This is a genomic window from Paractinoplanes deccanensis, assembly GCF_016862115.1.
Lineage (GTDB): Bacteria > Actinomycetota > Actinomycetes > Mycobacteriales > Micromonosporaceae > Actinoplanes > Actinoplanes deccanensis.
In genome coordinates this window covers 53,695-71,295 of sequence record NZ_BOMI01000190.1, presented here as the reverse complement: position 1 = coordinate 71,295, position 17,601 = coordinate 53,695, and the positions used below count along the sequence as shown (strand labels likewise).

The window sequence follows — 17,601 nt, the reverse complement described above, 5'->3', positions numbered from 1 at the left end:
AGGGCCTGCGCCGGTGTGGCGGTGGCGGCGAACGCGGTGCCCGACAGCAGCAGCAGGGCCGCCGCGAGCATGGTCTTGAGGCGTCTCATGGCTTATCGACCGGTCCAGACTTGGTTGGCGGCGGCGGTGCAGGTCCACAACTGGACCAGGCTGCCGGCGGCGGTGGCGTTGGCCCTGACGTCCAGGCACAGCCCGGACGCCACGTTGCTGATGGTTCCGTTGGCGTTGCGGTTCCAGCGCTGGTTGGCAGCCCCGGAACAGTCCCAGATCTGCACCTTGGCGCCGGCCGTGGCGCCGGTCGGTGAGTCGAGGCACTTGCCCAGGGCCTGGAGGGTCTGGCCGGCGGTGGTCCACCTCTGGTTGGCGGCGCCGGTGCAGTCCCAGATGATCGGCTGGGTGCCGTTGGCGCTGTTGCCGTTCGGCACGTCCAGGCACCGCCCGGAGCCGGCGCCGACCAGGGCTCCCGCGGTGGGAGTGCCGGTGGGATCGCCGATGGTGCCGGGGACCGAGCGCAGCGCGGCGTACCAGGCGGCGGCCATCTTGTCGTAGCCGCCGGCGGTGGGATGGATGCCGTCGATGAGATCCGCGGTGGTCAGGGCGGCGTGCATGTCGACCAGGTGAACCCGCCGGCCGCTGTTCACCTTGCTCTGCACGATGCCCGGGAGGGCGGCGTTGAAGGTGCGGGCCGCCGCCTCCTGGCCGGACGAGGCGAGCGGGATCAGCGTGGCCACGAAGACGTCCGCGGCGGGGGCGGTCGCGGTGATGCGGTCGATCAGGGTGGAGAGCCGGCTCGGCGCGGACGCGACGTTGTAGTTCTGCAGGATGTCGTTGGTGCCGATGTGCAGCAGCACGGTGCGCGGGTTGGCGGCCTGCAACCAACCGGTGATGGTGGCGTCGATCTGGTCGATCCGCCACCCCGGATGGCCCTCGTGGTCGTGGTCGCCGAGGGCGGCCGGGCCGTTGACCTGCGTGCCGACGAAGTCGACCCGGTAGCCGGCGCCGGCCAGCCGCTGCCAGAGCCCGATGCGGTAGCCACCGGGAACCTGCGTCCCCTCGGTGATGGAATCGCCCAGCGGCAGGACCCGGACCCCACCGTTCGACTCGGCGGCGGTCGCGGTGGTGGGGACGGCCGCGGCGGTCGCCGACAGCCCCAGGGCGAGGGCTGCGGCGAGGATCCAGCTTCTTCGCTTCTGCACAGGCACTCCCGAAGAGTGAACGTTAACAGCGTGTTGGCCGCACGTTGCCAGAATGCGACCGGACATTCAAGCCTGGGAATGCCTTTGCAGTTTTCCATAAAAGCCGCCCAAAAAGTGTTATGCCGCTCGATGATCAGAAGTCGTGCGGCGTCAGCGTAGATGAAGGGGATGTTAACTATTGACTCACTTCTATCTCATATTTAGCGTGAGACGTCACACGAGCGTCCTTGTTAACGTTCACGAATTCTGGCGGAGATCGCGGTCGCGACAGCAGCGACGCAGCCGACGGCAAAGGTGGCGAGCTCATGAGAACACGCGCGACAGTGGCGGCAGCGACCGCCGTTCTGACGGCCGCCGGCATGGTGGCGACCGTTCTCGGCCGCGGGTCGCCGGTCGCCGCCCACCCGGTGAACGCGGCCGACTTCCAGCAGGTCGAGCTCGCCCGGGGCGTCGCAGAGATGGGCGAGCCGATGTCGATGGCAGTCCTGCCGGACCGCTCGGTGCTGCACACCGCCCGCAACGGCGTCCTGCGCCGGACCACCGCCGCCGGGGTCACCAGCGTGATCGGCACCCTGCCGGTCTACACGCATGACGAAGAAGGCCTGCAAGGCGTGGGGGTGGATCCCGGCTTCTCCAGCAACCGGTTCATCTACCTCTTCTACGCGCCGCCCCTGTCCACGCCCAGCGGCGACGCTCCGGCCACCGGTACGGACTTCTCCGCGTGGAACGGCGTGAACCGGCTGTCCCGGTTCACGCTCAACGCGGACTTCACCCTGAACACGGGCAGCCAGGTGACCGTCCTGGAGGTGCCGACCAACCGGGGCATGTGCTGCCACGTCGGCGGCGACATCGATTTCGACGCGGCCGGCAACCTCTACCTGTCCACGGGCGACGACTCGAACCCGTTCGACTCGAGCGGCTACACGCCCATCGACGAGCGCAGCAACCGCAATCCGGTCTACGACGCGCAGCGCAGCGCGGGCAACACCAACGACCTTCGCGGCAAGGTGCTTAGGATCAAGGTGAACGCCGACGGGTCGTACTCGATCCCCTCCGGCAACCTGTTCCCGCCCGGCACCGCCCGGACCCGGCCGGAGATCTACGCGATGGGCCTGCGCAACCCGTTCCGGCTCAGCGTCGACAAGGCGAGCGGCGTGCTGTACGTCGCCGACTACGGCCCCGACGCCGGCACGGCCAGCTCGACGCGCGGCCCGGCGGGCCAGGTGGAGTTCAACCGCGTCACCTCCGCCGGCAACTACGGCTGGCCGTACTGCACCGGCTCGAACACGACGAACGAGACCTATGTGGACTACACGTTCCCGTCCGGGCCCTCGGGGAGCCGGTTCAACTGCGCCGCGCCGGTCAACAACTCGCCCCGCAACACGGGACTGACCACCCTGCCGGCCGCGCGCCCGGCGTGGATCAAGTACGACAACTGCTCGCTCGCCGCGTTCGGCTGCGGGTCGGAGTCGCCGATGGGCGGCGCGGTGTACCGCTACGACGCGGCGAACCCGTCCACGGTCAAGTTCCCGTCCGCCCTCGACGGTCACTACTTCGCGATGGAGTTCGGCCGCCGCTGGATCAAGAGCATCGACGTCAACGCCGACGGGTCGGCCGGGCAGATCAGCGACTTCCCGTGGCGCGGCACCCAGATCATGGACAGCGCCTTCGGCCCCGACGGCGCCCTGTACGTGCTGGACTACGGCACCGGCTGGGGGAGCGGCGACGCGAGCTCCGCGCTGTACCGCATCGAGTACAACGGGGCCGGCAACAACCAGGCGCCGATCGCCCGCGTCGCGGCCAACCCCTCGTCCGGCGCCGCGCCGCTGACCGTCGCCTTCTCGTCGAGCGGCTCGTCCGACCCCGAGGGCGGAGCGCTGACGTACGCCTGGAACTTCGGTGACGGCGGCACCTCGACGGCGGCCAACCCCAGCCACACCTACACCGCTGCCGGCCAGCGCACGGTGACGCTCACCGTGACCGACAACGCCGGGCTCACCGCCACCGCCTCGATGACGGTAACGGTCGGCAACACCGCGCCGACGGTCACGCTCAACACGCCGGCCGACGGAGCGCTGTTCAGCTTCGGCGACAGCGTGCCCTACACGATCACCGTGTCGGACCCCGAGGACGGCACTGTCGACTGCACCCGGGTGAAGCTGAGCTACCTGCTCGGCCACGACGACCACGCGCACCCGATCACCTCGGCCACCGGATGCTCGGGAACGTTGCAGATCCCGGTGGACGGCGAGCACGACACGGCGGCCAATCTGTTCGCGGTGCTCGACGCGGAGTACACCGACCAGGGCGCCAACGGCCAGCCCGCGCTGACCACCCGGGCGCAGAAGATCCTCCAGCCGCGGCACCGGCAGGCCGAGCACCGCAGCGGCCAGTCGGGCACCTCGCTGTACAGCAAGACGACCGCCGAGGGCGGTCAGACGGTCGGCGACATCCAGAACGGCGACTGGATCGCGTTCCAGCGGTACGCCCTCGGGAGCGAGACCCGGTTCACGGCGCGGGTCTCGTCGGGCGGCGCCGGCGGCACGCTGTCGGTGCGGGCCGGATCGGCCACCGGCACGGTGCTCGGCTCGGTCACCGTGCCGGTCACCGGGAGCTATGAGACCTTCACCGAGGTGTCGACGACCCTGTCGAACGTTCCGTCCGGCACCACCACTGTGTACCTGACGTTCAGCGGCGGCAGCGGGACGCTGTTCGACGTGGACGCCTTCACCTTCGGCGCGACGTCGAGCCCCGGAGGCACCGGCCGGATCGTCGGCGCGAGCGGCTCCTGCGTCGACGTCAACGGCAACAGCTCGGCCGACGGCACCAAGATCCAGCTCTGGACCTGCGGCACCGGCGCCAACCAGCAGTGGACCCGCACCGGCACCACCTGGCGGTCGCTCGGCAAGTGCATGAGCGTGGCCGGCGGCGCGACCGCCGACGGCAGTCTGGTGCAGCTGTCGACCTGCAACGGCTCCGCCGCGCAGAACTGGACCGCGGGTTCCAACGGATCCCTGGTCAACGGCTCCGGCAAGTGCCTGGACGCCAACGGCGGCAGCTCGGCCAACGGCACCCAGCTGATCCTCTGGACCTGCCACGGCGGCACCAACCAGCGCTGGACCCTGCCATGAGAGGACGACCGGCCATGCGACGACTCACTCACAAGATGCTCGGCGTGGCGGGGGCGGTGCTGCTGACCCTCGCGGGCACCGCCCTCCCGGCGAGCGCCGCCGACGCACCGTACGACGTGCTGGTCTTCTCCAAGACCGCCGGGTTCCGGCACGACGCGATCGCGACCGGCATCCAGACCCTCCGTGACCTCGGGGCGGCCAACAGCTTCACCGTCACCGCCACCGAGGACGCGAACGCCTTCACCACCTCGAACCTCGCCCAGTACGAAGCCGTCGTCTTCCTCAACACCACCGGCGACGTCCTCACCTCCTCCCAGGAAACCGCCTTCGAGTCCTACATCCGGGGCGGCGGCGGCTACGTCGGCGTCCACGCGGCGGCCGACACCGAATACACCTGGTCCTTCTACGGCCAGCTCGTCGGGGCCTACTTCAGCTCCCACCCGGCCATCCAGCAGGTCACCACCCGTGTCCAGGATCGCGGCCACGCCAGCACCGCCCACCTGCCCCAGGCCTGGACCCGCACCGACGAGCTCTACAACTACTCCACCAACCCCCGCAGCACCGCCCACGTGCTCGCCACCCTCGACGAGTCCACCTACTCGGGCGGCACGATGGGCAGCGACCATCCCATCGCCTGGTGCAAGACGATCGACAGCGGGCGCTCCTGGTACACCGGTCTGGGCCACACCCAGGCCTCCTACTCGGAAACCAACTTCCGCAACCACCTGCTCGGCGGCCTGCGCTACGCCGCCAACCGCAGCAAGGCCGACTGCCGCGTCGAAACCGGCTACACCGCGATCTACAACGGCAGCACGACCGGCTGGTCCCAGGCCGGCCCGGGCGGCTTCACCAACAGCAACGCGACCCTGACCTCGTCCGGTGGGCTGGGCATGCTGTGGTACAGCGCCAAGGAGTACGCGTCGTACTCGCTGAAGCTCGACTGGATGATGCCGGGCGACGACAACTCCGGCGTGGTGATCGGCTTCCCGGCCGGCAGCGACCCCGACGCGGCGATGGCCAACGGCTACGAGGTGCAGATCGACGCCACCGACTCGAGCGACCGCACCACCGGCTCGGTCTACGGGGTCAAGTCGGCCGACATCGCCGCCCGCGACGCGGCGCTGAACGCGCCGGGCGAGTGGAACACCTACGAGCTGCTCGTCGAAGGGGAGCGGCTGCGGGTCTACCTGAACGGCCGCCTGATCAACGACTTCACCAACACCGATCCGGTGCGGTCGCTGGCCTCCGGCTACATCGGCCTCCAGAACCACGGCGCCGGTGACGACGTGTCGTTCCGCAACATCCGGATCAAGGAGCTGGGCGGCACGCCGACCCGGACCGGGCCGATCACCAGCGCCACCGGCAAGTGCGTCGACGTCAACGGCAACAGCTCGGCCGACGGCACGAAGATCCAGCTGTGGACCTGCAGCGGCGCCGCCAACCAGCAGTGGACGGTCAACGGCAGCACCCTGCGCTCGCTCGGCAAGTGCATGGGAGTCGCCGGCGGCAGCACCGCGAACGGCGCGGCGATCCAGCTCGCCACCTGCAACGGCTCGGGCGGCCAGAACTGGACCGCGGGATCCAGCGGCTCGCTGGTGAACCCGCAGTCGGGCAAGTGCCTGGACGCCAGCGGCGCCGGCACCGCGAACGGAACGCAACTGATCATCTGGACCTGTCACGGCGCTGCGAACCAGCGCTGGACTCTTCCGTAAGCGCGGCGGGGAGACCCTGACATGACCGAACTGACACGCCGAAGCCTCCTCGCCGCCGGGATGGCAGGGGCCGGGGCCGCGATGCTGCCGGCCGGGTGGTCCGCAACCGCACACGCCGCCGCGGCCGCCGCGGCCGGGGACCTGTCCCTCTGGTACGACGAGGGCGCGGGAACGGACTGGCTGCGGGCCCTGCCGATCGGCAACGGACGCCTCGGGGCCATGGTGTTCGGCAACGTCGACACCGAACGGCTCCAGCTCAACGAGGACACCGTGTGGGCGGGCGGACCCTACGACTCGGCCAACACCCGGGGAGCGGCCAACCTCGCCGAGATCCGGCGGCGGGTCTTCGCCGACCAATGGACCTCGGCCCAGGACCTGATCAACCAGACGATGATGGGCACCCCCGGCGGGCAGTTGGCGTACCAGCCGGTCGGCAACCTGCGGCTGGCGGTCGGCAGCGCCTCGGGCGCGACCCAGTACAGCCGGACGCTCGACCTGACGACGGCCACGGTGACCACCACGTACGTGCTGAACGGGGTGCGATATCAGCGGGAGGTGTTCGCCAGCGCGCCCGACCAGGTGGTGGTGGTGCGGCTGACCGCCGACCGGGCCAACGCGATCGGCTTCACCGGCACGTTCGACAGCCCGCAGCGGACGACCACGTCGAGTCCGGACTCGTCGACGATCGCCCTCGACGGTATCTCCGGGGACATGGAAGGCATCGCCGGCTCGGTCCGGTTCCACGCCCTGGCCGGGGTGAGCGCCACCGGCGGCACGGTCAGCAGCTCCGGTGGCACGCTGCGGGTCTCCGGAGCCACGAGCGTCACGGTGCTCGTGTCCATCGGATCGAGCTACGTCAACTACCGCACGGTCAACGGCGATTATCAGGGCATCGCGCGCCGGCACCTCGCCGCCGCCCGCGGTGTCGGCTTCGACCAGCTGCGTGCCCGGCACGTGGCCGATTATCAAGCGCTGTTCAACCGGGTGACGATCGACCTGGGCCGCACAGCGGCGGCCGATCAGACCACTGACGTACGCATTGCCCAGCACGCTTCGCAGAACGATCCGCAGTTCGCCGCCCTGCTGTTCCAGTACGGCCGCTACCTGCTCATCTCCTCGTCCCGGCCGGGAACCCAGCCGGCGAACCTCCAGGGCATCTGGAACCAGGAGATGGCCCCGTCCTGGGACTCGAAATACACCATCAACGCGAACCTGCCGATGAACTACTGGCCGGCCGGCACCACGAACCTCGCCGAGTGCCACCTGCCGGTCTTCGACATGATCAAGGATCTGACCGTGACCGGCGCCCGGACCGCGAGCGTGCAGTACGGCGCCGGCGGCTGGGTGACCCACCACAACACCGACGCCTGGCGAGGATCGTCGGTGGTCGACGGCGCGTTCTGGGGCATGTGGCAGACCGGCGGCGCCTGGCTGGCCACGATGATCTGGGATCACTACCTGTTCACCGGCGACGTCGAGTTCCTCCGGGCCAACTACCCGGCGATGAAGGGCGCCGCGCAGTTCTTCCTCGACTCGCTGGTGACCCACCCGTCGCTCGGCTACCTGGTCACCAACCCCTCCAACTCCCCGGAGCTGGCCCACCACGCCAACGCCAGCGTCTGTGCCGGGCCGACCATGGACAACCAGATCCTGCGCGACCTGTTCACCGGCGTCGCCCGGGCCGGCGAGGTTCTCGGCGTGGATGCCGCCTTCCGCACCCAGGCCTTGGCCGCCCGGGACCGGCTGGCACCCACCCGGGTCGGCTCGCGCGGCAACATCCAGGAGTGGCTCGCCGACTGGGTGGAGACCGAGCGCACCCACCGGCACGTCTCCCACCTGTACGGCCTGCACCCGAGCAACCAGATCACCCGGCGCGGCACACCCCAGCTCTACCAGGCCGCGCGCCAGACGCTCGAACTGCGCGGCGACGACGGGACGGGCTGGTCGCTCGCCTGGAAGATCAATTTCTGGGCCCGGCTGGAGGACGGCGCGCGCGCCCACAAGCTCCTGCGCGACCTGGTGCGGACGGACAGGCTGGCGCCGAACATGTTCGACCTGCATCCCCCGTTCCAGATCGACGGCAATTTCGGCGCCACCTCCGGCATCGCCGAGATGCTGCTGCACAGCCACAACGGCGAGCTGCACGTGCTGCCCGCCCTGCCGTCGGCGTGGCCGGCCGGCAGCGTCACCGGCCTGCGCGGCCGCGGCGGATACACGGTCGGGGCCACCTGGAGCACCACCCGGACCGAGCTCGTCGTCACCCCGGACCGGTCCGGCCCGGTCCGGGTCCGCAGCCGGGTCTTCGCCGGCGCCTTCGAGCTCCGCGACGACACGAGCGGCGTGGCGGTGCAGCCGACGCGTCTGGAGACCGACCTCGTCGAGTTCCCCGGCCAGGCCGGCCACGCCTACCGCGCGTCGGCCGCGTCATCGGGACCGGTGGAGACCGGCGTGTACTACCGCCTGGTGGCCCAGCACAGCGGGAAGGCCGCCGACATCAACGGCGCGTCGACCGGCGCCGGCGCGCAGCTGATCCAGTGGCAGATCACCAGCGCGCTCAACCAGCAGTTCGACTTCCTGTCCTCCGGCAGCGGCTACTACCGGATCCGGGGCCGGCACAGCGGCCTCGTGCTCCAGGTCGCCGGCACCGCCACCGGCGCCGACATCACCCAGCAGCCCGACACGAACGCCACCGCCCAGCAGTGGCGGGTGGACGACCAGGGCGGGGGAGTGGTCAGGCTGGTCAACCGCGCGAGCGGGCTGGCCATGGACGTCTGGCAGGCCGCCACCGCCGACGGCGCACGGATCTCCCAGTGGACGCCCGGCGGCGGCGCCAACCAGCGCTTCCAGCTTCAGCGCCTCTAGGAATCCTCAGGCGTAGCTGTAGGCCAGCGGGCCGATGTCGCTCACCGACAACGGTGTGCTGCCGCCGGCGAACGGACGCATCGTCTCGGTGTTGTCGACGACACCGGACGTCGTACCGGTGCGTGGCTGATAGGTGTCGATTCCCCGGGTGCCCTGCCACAGCCACCACAGCCGGTCGATGTTGCAGTGGTGCAGCCAGAAGACCGGGTCGTTGGGCGCCTCGCGCGTTCCCATGTGGCCGCCGACGAAGTTGTGCACCCGGTTGTGCAGCTCGATCTCGTTGCGGTTGCGGTAGCTGTTCGACACCGTCGAGTCCCACGGCGACTGGTCGTACACGGAGTAGCCCTGGACCGTGCTGACCGTGGCGGCGGTGGGCCGGCTCGCGTTCTGGCCCAGCCGGCGCTGCAGGTAGCTGGTCGAGATGCTGCTCCGGTAGAGCGACCACCCCCAGGACGGGCTGAAGTTTCCGCTCGAGACGCTGCCGTTGGTGATCGAACCGAGGAAGTCGGCCGTGAACGGCGAGGCGGATCCGGTCCAGTCCCAGTACGGGATGAAAAGGTTCGGATCCCCGCTGACCGTCTGCAGGTCGAACTCCAGCAGTTGAAGGTACTTACGGTGCCATGGGAAAAACGACGGGGACCGGTGCGCGTGGCTGATGTTGTCCGACGTACGCGCGAAGAACGAGATGTGCTGATCGATGTACCAGTTGTAGTTCCGCCCGTTCGCCGATGTGCGTTTGAAGAGGCGAAGGGCATTGATGAAGGCGGTCTTCTCGGCAACGGTCAGCGTTGCGGCACTCCGGCGCACGACGGCCATGGTGGAGTTGCCTTTCCTTTGAGGGAGCGGTCGGTGGGGGAGACGTCAGTGACGGTGCTCTTGAGCGGCCTCGTCACTGAGCTCCAGGTCGCCCAGGATGTCGACGACCTTCCTCGCCAACCGCCTGAGCCCGTCCTTGTTCTTGTCCTGGTCGATCTCGACCGGGTCGTAGTGGTTCAGTGCGCTGATGTAGCCCACCCCGACGTGCGGCTGCGACCCGTCCTCGGGGATGAACAAGGTGCTCACCACGGTGACGGCGAGCTTCCTGTTGTTGATGTGCAGCTCGTCGTGGCCCTGCCGGTTGTGCTTACCCTTGATTTTCTTGCCCTTGTAGGTCTCGTCGAAGTCGCGCGGATCCGCCGGGGCGGCCTCGCCGAGGCCCCCGCGCGGGCCGGCGCCGGCGAGGCCGGGCGCGGCGACCGCCGCGGTCGCGGCTGTCACGGCTCCGGCTGCCCCGTAGCGCAGGACGTCACGACGGTTTGTCTTTGTCATACGATTACTCCATCCACAGAGCAATTCCGCCGCACCAGCGGGACACCATTCGAATGATCGAGGTTCTCGCATTGATGTAACCACGGCGCAGACTGTTTGACAGCACTGTCCACCAAGCGTGCGACCGCGCCTTCCGGGGCGAGTGCGCCATCGTTCATCTTTCGGGTGACCTGCGTCGATGCATTCGGTGAGAAAGCGGGGGAACGCCGTGTGCCGCGCCGCTACGACGGCAGTTCGAGCGTACGATCGAAAGTGAATTCGTGGTGATACCGGGCGCCTGAATGCCAGACGTTCACATTCTTGGATGGGGCGAGAATGCATCGAAGGGAACGACGGGCGGGCATGCGAAGTGGCAGCAGGCGGGTCGTCGCCGGCCTGGCCGCCGCCGCGGTGCTGAGCATGGCCGGCTCGGTCAGCGCGGCACCCACGGGCGCCCCGCGCGATCCGGCTCCGCCCGCGGCGAGCCCCGCGTACGGGACCGGATTCTTCGAGGTCTACCGCGGGCACCACATCATGGGCTGGGGTCACGACCGGTCGGCCTGTGCGTACATCGACGGGATGCAGCTGGTGCTGTATGCGGCCGGCCCCGGGCAGTACACCAGTGCGCTCCAGGCGTTCCAGCCGGAGCGTGGCCTTCGCGCCATCACCAGGGCGTCGGTACGGGCGCTGGGCACGTTCGACATGGCGCCCCCGCGCGATGGGGTCGCCCACTGCCCGAGGTTCGCGATCGGCCCCAAGCCGAAGTGACGCGGCGGCGGCAGAGTAGGTGCGCCGGCAGATCGCCGTCGGACTGCACCTGGGCATCGCCGGGATCCCGTGGTTCACCACCGACATCGGCGGCTTCGCCGGCGGCGACGTCGACGATCCGGCCTTCGTGGAGCTGCTCATCCGCTGGTTCCAGTTCGGCGCGTTCACTCCGGTCATGCGCCTGCACGGTGACCGCATGCCCGCGGAGCCGGTCCACGCCGCCGACGGATCACCGCGGCTGCCCACGGGCGCGCCGTACGTGCGTGAGCTGATGCGCGACGCGCACCGCAACGGCCGGCCGGTGATGCGCGCGCTGTTCCACGAGTTCCCCGCCGACGAAACGGCATGGTCGGTCTCCGACGCGTACATGTTCGGTCCCGTCCTTCTCCGGGACGATCGCCAGGCGCATCTGTTCGGGCGAGTCACCTGACGCGGGGACTCGGCGACGGTGCTGCCGCCGGCATGCGCGCCGGCGGCAGCGGTCGTGTCTCAGCGGCGCGGGGCGCCCGAGGCGAGCGCCAGAGCCTGCTGCAGCACCTCGTACTGGCCCTTCGGGTTCAGCTGCTCGTCGTAGATCAGAGCGGCGCCCTCCTGCGGGTCGGTGAACCAGCCGGGCACCCACGAGTAGGCGTCGCCGAAGCCCCACGGCGTGAACGAGATGCAGGCGCGCAGGGCCAGGCACGCTTGGAGCGTGCGGGACCAGTAGCTCTCCTGGGCGTACGGGGCGAGCGGGTTCACCGGCTCGTTGACCGCGTCCGGCCTGGTCTGCGTGCGGACGTCCACCTCGGTGAGGGCGACCTTCAGCCCCAGGGCGGCGAAGCGCTCGAGGTTGTTCGTGAGGTCGGGGTAGCCGTACTGGGTGGAGAGGTGACCCTGGAACCCGACGCCGTGGATCGGCACGCGCTGCGCCTGGAGCGAGCGCACCATCGCGTACACGGCGTCGCTCTTCACCCCGGTGAACTCGAGGTTGTAGTCGTTGTAGAACAGCAGGGCCTTGGGGTCGGCCTGATGCGCCCAGCGGAACGCGTCGGCGATGTAGCCGGTGCCGCCCCACGCCTTGTACCAGATCGTCTGGCGGGGCTGGCCGTTGTCGTCGAACGCCTCGTTGACCACGTCCCACTGCCAGACGTCGCCCTTGAAGTGCCGCACCTGGTCGAAGATGTGCTTCTTCAGGACCGCCTTCACCTCGTCGTTCGACAGGGTGGTCGTGGTGCCGTCGGAGGACAGCCACGCGGGCAGCTGGTTGTGCCAGACGAGCGTGTGGCCGCGTACCAGCTGCTTGTTCTTCTTGGCGAAGGCGACGACCTGGTCGGCCTTCTCCCACGTGTAGGTCCCGCGGACGGCCTCCACCTCGGCCCACTTCATCGCGTTCTCCGGGGTGATCGAGGAGAACTGCTCCGCGGCGATCTGCGTGTACTTCTCGTTGGTGCCGAGCAGGTCCGGGTTGACGGCCGTGCCGATGCGCAGGCCGACCCGGGCGGCGAGCGCGCGTAGCGAATCGGCTGGGTACGTGGGAGGCGGCGACGGTTTCGCGGCCGACGGCGTGGCGCCTGCCGGGGCCGAGCCGGCCAGAGTCAGCTGTCCGCCCAGCACCACCGCGGCGCTGACGACGGAAAGGGCAAGTCGAAGAGGACGCATCGGAGCTCCTTGCGACGAGAGCGATGAGGATCCGAAACTTCCGGAAACCTTCCGGAAGTAATGACTGGAATCTATGCGTCGTCTCTTCGAGCGGTCAAGAGCTCCGCGACGGAGCGTGATGTGCCAACGGGCCTCGACGGTCTAGAGTGGACACGTGCTGGGAGTCGTCGCGGCCGCGCTCGGCGGTCCTGAGGTTTTGCAGGTGACTGAGCTGCCCGAGCCCGAGGCGGGGCCCGGCCAGGTGGTGGTCCGGATCCGCGCGGTCTGCGTGCACCCGGCGGACGTCGCCGCCACCACCGGAGAGATCCCTCGCGGACCGGATGTGCCGCCGTTCTCGCCCGGCTGGGACATCGCCGGCGAGGTGGTGTCGGTCGGCCCCGGCGCGGCGGACTACACGGTGGGCGATCGGGTCGTCGGGATGATTCCGTGGTACACGACGCGGGGTGTGCCGGGCGGCTACGCCGAGCTCGTGGCCGCCGACACGGACTGGTTGGTGCGGTTGCCGGACCAGCTCGACTTCGTGTCCGCTGCCACCGTGCCGCTCAACGCCCAGACCGCACACCAGGGGCTGTCACTGGTGTCGCTGGCGATGCTTCCGGCCGGCAGCAGCATTCTGGTCACCGGGGCGAGCGGCGGTGTCGGTGGCTTCGTCACCCAGCTCGCCGTGCAGCGCGGCTACCGCGTCCTGGCGCAGGCCAGCCACTCCGATGAGCAATGGGTGCACGAGCTCGGCGCGCACGAGGTCGTCCCCCGTTCCGCCGATCTGTCCACGGTGGGCCCGGTGGCCGCGGTGTTCGACGCGATCCCCCTCGGCGAGGCGGCCGCCGCTGCCGTCGAGGACCGGGGAATCGTGGTCGTGACCCGGCCCACGCCGGCCATCGTGCCGGCCCGCGGTGTGCGCCAGGAGCTGCAACTCATCCGGCTCGAGCGCGAGCTGTTGGCCGACTTGGTGGGGCAGGTGGCGGCGGGGCGTCTGCGCACGCGGGTAGCGGCCACGATGCCGTTGACCGAGGCGGCCGACGCCCACCGGCGGGTGTTGGCCGGCGGCCTGCGCGGAAAGCTCGTGCTGACGGTGGGCTGACGCGCGATCACCGGTAGGCGGAGGAGCCCTGGTCCAGGTACGGATCGGCTTCGGCTCGGATCGTGAGACAGTTCGTGGGGATCGTGTCGACCATCGTGCCGGCGCCGTTCGGGCATCGGTAGCGGACCAGGGCCGCCCATTCGCAGGCACTCTCGACCACTCCCGCACGCCGGGCGCCACTTCGGTGCACCCACACCGGGTCGCCCGGCCGGCACGCCACGGCGGGCTCCGCGGCGGCAGGGCCCGGCGGGGGCGCGGGGGTGGCGGCCGGTCCGTACGTCTCGGTGTGGTCGCCGCTCTCGGTGGACACGACCCAGGTGATGCCGGTCCTGCCGGTGGCTTTCGCGTGTCGCTTGGCGCTGAACATCGCCCGGTCCGCGCGGCGCAGCAGGTCGAGAAGGTCGGCGGAGCGCCCGGCCGGGACGATGCCGATCGAGGCGGTGACGGACAGGGTGTGCCCCCGTACCTCCATCGGGGGCGCGATCGCGGCGCTCAGCAAGCCGGCCACCTCGTGCCACCACGTCTCCGGGACGTCGGCGTGCGGGGCGCGCGGCAGGGCGGCGAACTCGTCACCGCCGAGCCGGGCCACCAGATGGTCGCCGAGGCAGGCGGCCATGCGCCGGGCGACCACGCGGAGCACCTCGTCGCCGGCGTCGTGCCCGTACGTATCGTTTATCGGCTTGAAGCCGTTGAGGTCGAGGATCACGACGGCCGGCGAGCAATCGTCGCCGCGCAGCAGCTCCGGGGCGAGCGCGTGGAAGAGGCGGCGGTTGGCGAGCCCGGTGAGCTCGTCGTGGCCGGCCATCCAGCGCAGTGAGGCGCGCTCCTGCTCCAACTGCTGGACGTGTGCCGCGAGCTGATCGATGCGGGCTTGGAGGCGGGCGACGTCGGGCCCGGTGCGCGGCTGAGCGTTGCCTGACGGTACGCCGCCCGTGTCGGCGGCAGCAGGAGCGAGGATCCGCATCGGCCGTCCTCTCAAAACTGCGGCGGATCAGCTGGAGCTGTCGAGTTGACGGCGAGGGGATCGCCACGCGCCACAGTGGAATCATGACAGTCGGCCGGGGCCCGTGCAAGATTTCACGAAGACGGGTATCACGCTGACAGGATGCATCCGAACCTGTTTTCGGCTACTCTAAGTGCCGCCACTTTCGTGGTGAAAGAGTCGTGCAGAGGCGTAAGTGCTGATTTTGCACGTCAGGCCGATGCCGGGTCCGTGGCGCTTCGGTCACTTACGGTAATCAACTCCAGGCGGGGGGCACTGATGAGCAGCGAAACCGGCTGGATTATTTCCAGCAGGTCGACGGGCAACGGCGGCAGTTGCGTCGAGGCCCGCCGCCAGGACGGCCTCATCGAGGTCCGCAACAGTAAGGCACGCGAGGCGGGCACCGTGGTCTTCACGACCGACGAGTGGGACTCGTTCCTGTTCGGCGCCAAGCGCGGCGAGTTCGACCGGCTCCTCACCGACTAGTCGTCACCGGAACTCTCCGACCGGTATGGAGTCCTTGGTGATGAGATCGAAGACGCGCCGGTACTCGTCGACCTCGACCTGCTCCTCCAGGTAGAGCGCGCCGACGTGGGATTCGAGGTAGACCACGTCGGGGTCGTCCGGGTCGTCGAACTCCAGGATCCGGAAGGCGCCGGCCATCGCCGCGTGCGCTCCGACAGCGAACGGCAGCACCCGGATGTCGACCGTGTCCTGTGCGGACAGCCGCCGCAGGTGCTCGATCTGCCCTTTCATCACCTGCTCGCCGCCGACCGGCCGGGTCAACGCCCCCTCGCCGAGCACCGTCACGAGGCGGATCGGCGGGTTGCGGGCGAAGAGCGTCCTCTGCCGCTGCAGGCGCAGGTTGATGTGGCGCTCGGCGATCTCGGAGTCGGCCGGCTGCTCGGCGCCGAAGACGGCTCGCGCGTACTCCGGGGTCTGCAGCTCACCGGGAACGACCTCGCCGTCGTAGCCGAACATGCGGGACGCGGACGCCTCCAGCCCGACGTACAGCTTGAACCACTCGGGAATCACCGGGCTGGCGTCCCACCACTCCTGCTGTGACGTGCCCAGCGCGAGGTCGGCAAGGGCGTCGGTGATGCTCTGGTCCGCACCGTAGAGCCAGCAGAGCGCGCGTACGTTGGCCCCGGTGACCGGCACCTTGCCCGTCTCGATGCGGTGCAGCGTCGGCTCCGAGATGCCCAGCCGCGCTTCCACCACGTCCCGCCGGCTCATGCCGGACGCCGTGCGCAGCCGCGTCAATCGCCGCCCCAATGCCCGCCGCACGACGCGTTGGCCTGTGACCGGCACGCCTTACCTCCGCTTTGCCAACCCCTGTGGACGGTGATGCCCACCACCGTACCGGCCGCGCGGCGTTGTCAACAGGCAACTCGTCGTTGCGCCCCGAATCCTCGCCGTGGCCACGGACTTTTCGCATTCCGGATCGGACGGATCTGTTCTTGCGAAAGCCGGGATGTTGACCGGCGGCCGGGGCCGGCGCGAGGCTCGGATGCGCCCGCCGAAGCCTCTCTGCCCGGCGCGAGTGTCGCGCCGGCAGGGTGCCCTCCAGGAGGGACATGCCATGCAGGTGCCCGACACACCGCACACCGGACTCAGCCGCCGTGGGCTGCTGCGTGGCCTCGCGGCCGCCGCCGGAGCCGGCGCCGCGGCGGCGCTGTCCGGCTGCTCGACGGAGGTCCTCAGCGGGCTGACCGCCTCCCGCGAGACGGCCGGCTCCGTGGAGTTCTGGAACCTTTTCGGCGGCGGCGACGGCGTGCGGATGCAGCAGATGCTCGAGACGTACCAGCGCGCCAACCCGCAGGTGGAGTTGAGCGCGGTGACGCTCGCCTGGGGCAACCCGTATTACACCAAGCTGTCCCTGGCCACGATCGGCGACAAGCCGCCGGACGTGGCGGTCTCGCATCTGACCCGGATGAAGAACCTGGTCGAGGCCGATCTGCTCCAGGAGCTCGATCCGGCCCTGCTGGCCCGGCACGGCCTCGGCGCCGACCGCTTCACCCCGCGCACCTGGGAGGCCGGGCTGGTGGACGGTCGCGTCTTCAGCATCCCGCTGGACACCCATCCGTTCGTGATGTTCTACAACACCGACGTCTGCGAGAAGGCCGGCCTGCTCGACGACAGTGGCGCCCTCGCCCCGCTGGACAGCCCCGAGGCCTTCATCGACGCCATGCGCCGGGCGAAGGAGGTCACCGGCGCCTACGGCGGCGTGGTCGCGTTCATCAGCGAGACCGCCACCCCGTGGCGGATCTTCCAGTCGTTCTACTCCCAGCTCGGCGGGCAGGTCATAGCCGACCAGGGCCGCGAGGTCGTCATCGACGACGCGAAGGCGACCGAGGTGCTGACCTTCCTGCGCGGCCTGACCGCGGACGGCCTCTTCCCGGCGGCCGCCGACTACCAAGGCTCGATCGCGATGTTCGCCGAGGGCCAGGCGGGCTTCTACTTCCAGGGCGAATGGGAGATCTCGACGTTCCAGACCGCGAAGACGCCCTTCTCCATGACGCTCCTGCCGCACCTCTTCCGCGAGGGCCCGTACGCCGTTCAGGCCGACTCGCACACCTTCGTGCTGCCCCGGCACCCCGACGACAGCCCGGAGCGGGTGGACCGGGCGCTCGGCTTCGTCGCCTCGATGCTGGACCAGAGCAGGACCTGGGCCGAGGGCGGTCACGTGCCCAGCTGGCAGCCGTTCCTGGAGAGCGCCGGATACCGGGAGATGAAGCCGCAGTCGAACTACGCCTCCGCCGCGGAAGCCGCCGCCTACGACGCGGAGGGCTGGTATTCCGGCTCCGGCTCCAACTTCGAGATCGTCATGGGCTCCGCTGTCGGCGGTGTCATGAACGGCCAGGTGGCGCCGGCCGCCGCGGTGCGGCAGGTGCGCTCCACCCTCAGCGGCCTGGCCCGCACCCCGTCACCGATCTGATCGACC

The 17,601-nt window shown here is 69.8% G+C and carries 14 protein-coding genes; 8 read left to right on the top strand and 6 right to left on the bottom strand.

Annotated features, from left to right (window positions below):
• Positions 1–92: 92 nt before the first annotated feature.
• On the bottom strand, positions 93–1,196 hold the full coding sequence (locus tag Ade02nite_RS45300; RefSeq protein WP_239169529.1) for a ricin-type beta-trefoil lectin domain protein: 1,104 nt from the start codon (positions 1,194–1,196) through the stop codon (positions 93–95).
• Between the two features lie 305 nt (positions 1,197–1,501).
• Between Ade02nite_RS45300 and Ade02nite_RS45295 the strand changes: the two genes are divergently transcribed.
• From Ade02nite_RS45295 to Ade02nite_RS45285, 3 genes are read left to right on the top strand one after another with little or no spacing between them, the layout of a single operon-like run.
• Positions 1,502–4,327 carry a PQQ-dependent sugar dehydrogenase gene (locus Ade02nite_RS45295; protein ID WP_203777622.1) on the top strand — a complete coding sequence of 942 codons (2,826 nt, stop codon included), beginning with the start codon at positions 1,502–1,504 and terminating at the stop codon, positions 4,325–4,327.
• 14 nt (positions 4,328–4,341) lie between these two features.
• On the top strand, positions 4,342–6,039 hold the full coding sequence (locus Ade02nite_RS45290; protein WP_203777621.1) for a ThuA domain-containing protein: 1,698 nt from the start codon (positions 4,342–4,344) through the stop codon (positions 6,037–6,039).
• Positions 6,040–6,060: 21 nt separating this feature from the next.
• Complete coding sequence (locus Ade02nite_RS45285) at positions 6,061–8,901, top strand: glycosyl hydrolase family 95 catalytic domain-containing protein (RefSeq protein WP_203777620.1); 2,841 nt, start codon at positions 6,061–6,063, stop codon at positions 8,899–8,901.
• A 6-nt stretch (positions 8,902–8,907) separates the two neighbouring features.
• On the opposite strand, the gene Ade02nite_RS45280 is transcribed toward Ade02nite_RS45285, so the two are convergent.
• Positions 8,908–9,717 carry a tyrosinase family protein gene (locus tag Ade02nite_RS45280; protein WP_203777619.1) on the bottom strand — a complete coding sequence of 270 codons (810 nt, stop codon included), beginning with the start codon at positions 9,715–9,717 and terminating at the stop codon, positions 8,908–8,910.
• A gap of 45 nt (positions 9,718–9,762) precedes the next feature.
• Positions 9,763–10,209: a tyrosinase family oxidase copper chaperone gene (locus tag Ade02nite_RS45275; RefSeq protein ID WP_203777618.1), complete on the bottom strand. Its 447-nt coding sequence runs from the start codon at positions 10,207–10,209 to the stop codon at positions 9,763–9,765.
• A gap of 342 nt (positions 10,210–10,551) precedes the next feature.
• Between Ade02nite_RS45275 and Ade02nite_RS45270 the strand changes: the two genes are divergently transcribed.
• Together Ade02nite_RS45270 and Ade02nite_RS45265 are read left to right on the top strand one after the other, a co-directional pair.
• Positions 10,552–10,956, top strand: coding sequence for a tyrosinase family oxidase copper chaperone (locus Ade02nite_RS45270; RefSeq protein WP_203777617.1), 405 nt, complete (start codon positions 10,552–10,554; stop codon positions 10,954–10,956).
• A gap of 19 nt (positions 10,957–10,975) precedes the next feature.
• The gene (locus Ade02nite_RS45265) at positions 10,976–11,386 is read left to right on the top strand and encodes a TIM-barrel domain-containing protein (RefSeq protein ID WP_203777616.1); all 411 of its coding nucleotides are present in this window, start codon (positions 10,976–10,978) and stop codon (positions 11,384–11,386) included.
• A gap of 59 nt (positions 11,387–11,445) precedes the next feature.
• Here the strand turns inward: Ade02nite_RS45265 and Ade02nite_RS45260 are convergent, their stop codons facing one another.
• Positions 11,446–12,594: an endo-1,4-beta-xylanase gene (locus Ade02nite_RS45260; RefSeq protein ID WP_203777615.1), complete on the bottom strand. Its 1,149-nt coding sequence runs from the start codon at positions 12,592–12,594 to the stop codon at positions 11,446–11,448.
• A gap of 154 nt (positions 12,595–12,748) precedes the next feature.
• On the opposite strand from Ade02nite_RS45260, the gene Ade02nite_RS45255 reads away from it, so the two are divergent.
• A complete protein-coding gene (locus tag Ade02nite_RS45255) occupies positions 12,749–13,675 on the top strand; it encodes an NADP-dependent oxidoreductase (protein ID WP_203777614.1) in 927 nt (308 codons plus the stop codon).
• A 7-nt stretch (positions 13,676–13,682) separates the two neighbouring features.
• Here the strand turns inward: Ade02nite_RS45255 and Ade02nite_RS45250 are convergent, their stop codons facing one another.
• The gene (locus tag Ade02nite_RS45250; protein WP_203777613.1) at positions 13,683–14,639 is read right to left on the bottom strand and encodes a GGDEF domain-containing protein; all 957 of its coding nucleotides are present in this window, start codon (positions 14,637–14,639) and stop codon (positions 13,683–13,685) included.
• A gap of 297 nt (positions 14,640–14,936) precedes the next feature.
• Here Ade02nite_RS45250 and Ade02nite_RS45245 point away from each other — a divergent pair, with 297 nt between their 5' ends.
• Positions 14,937–15,143: a DUF397 domain-containing protein gene (locus Ade02nite_RS45245; protein ID WP_203777612.1), complete on the top strand. Its 207-nt coding sequence runs from the start codon at positions 14,937–14,939 to the stop codon at positions 15,141–15,143.
• Between the two features lie 3 nt (positions 15,144–15,146).
• On the opposite strand, the gene Ade02nite_RS45240 is transcribed toward Ade02nite_RS45245, so the two are convergent.
• On the bottom strand, positions 15,147–15,944 hold the full coding sequence (locus Ade02nite_RS45240; RefSeq protein ID WP_275410000.1) for a helix-turn-helix domain-containing protein: 798 nt from the start codon (positions 15,942–15,944) through the stop codon (positions 15,147–15,149).
• A gap of 295 nt (positions 15,945–16,239) precedes the next feature.
• Between Ade02nite_RS45240 and Ade02nite_RS45235 the strand changes: the two genes are divergently transcribed.
• Positions 16,240–17,595: an extracellular solute-binding protein gene (locus tag Ade02nite_RS45235; RefSeq protein ID WP_203777610.1), complete on the top strand. Its 1,356-nt coding sequence runs from the start codon at positions 16,240–16,242 to the stop codon at positions 17,593–17,595.
• Positions 17,596–17,601 lie beyond the last annotated feature (6 nt).

What these genes read in the sequence shown, in the direction of transcription:
- Ade02nite_RS45295 (WP_203777622.1), top strand. Translation starts at nt 1,502, where the DNA reads ATGAGAACACGCGCGACAGTGGCGGCAGCGACCGCCGTTCTGACGGCC.
- Ade02nite_RS45290 (WP_203777621.1), top strand. Translation starts at nt 4,342, where the DNA reads ATGCGACGACTCACTCACAAGATGCTCGGCGTGGCGGGGGCGGTGCTG.
- Ade02nite_RS45285 (WP_203777620.1), top strand. Translation starts at nt 6,061, where the DNA reads ATGACCGAACTGACACGCCGAAGCCTCCTCGCCGCCGGGATGGCAGGG.
- Ade02nite_RS45280 (WP_203777619.1), bottom strand. Translation starts at nt 9,717, where the DNA reads ATGGCCGTCGTGCGCCGGAGTGCCGCAACGCTGACCGTTGCCGAGAAG.
- Ade02nite_RS45275 (WP_203777618.1), bottom strand. Translation starts at nt 10,209, where the DNA reads ATGACAAAGACAAACCGTCGTGACGTCCTGCGCTACGGGGCAGCCGGA.
- Ade02nite_RS45270 (WP_203777617.1), top strand. Translation starts at nt 10,552, where the DNA reads ATGCGAAGTGGCAGCAGGCGGGTCGTCGCCGGCCTGGCCGCCGCCGCG.
- Ade02nite_RS45260 (WP_203777615.1), bottom strand. Translation starts at nt 12,594, where the DNA reads ATGCGTCCTCTTCGACTTGCCCTTTCCGTCGTCAGCGCCGCGGTGGTG.
- Ade02nite_RS45250 (WP_203777613.1), bottom strand. Translation starts at nt 14,639, where the DNA reads ATGCGGATCCTCGCTCCTGCTGCCGCCGACACGGGCGGCGTACCGTCA.
- Ade02nite_RS45245 (WP_203777612.1), top strand. Translation starts at nt 14,937, where the DNA reads ATGAGCAGCGAAACCGGCTGGATTATTTCCAGCAGGTCGACGGGCAAC.
- Ade02nite_RS45235 (WP_203777610.1), top strand. Translation starts at nt 16,240, where the DNA reads ATGCAGGTGCCCGACACACCGCACACCGGACTCAGCCGCCGTGGGCTG.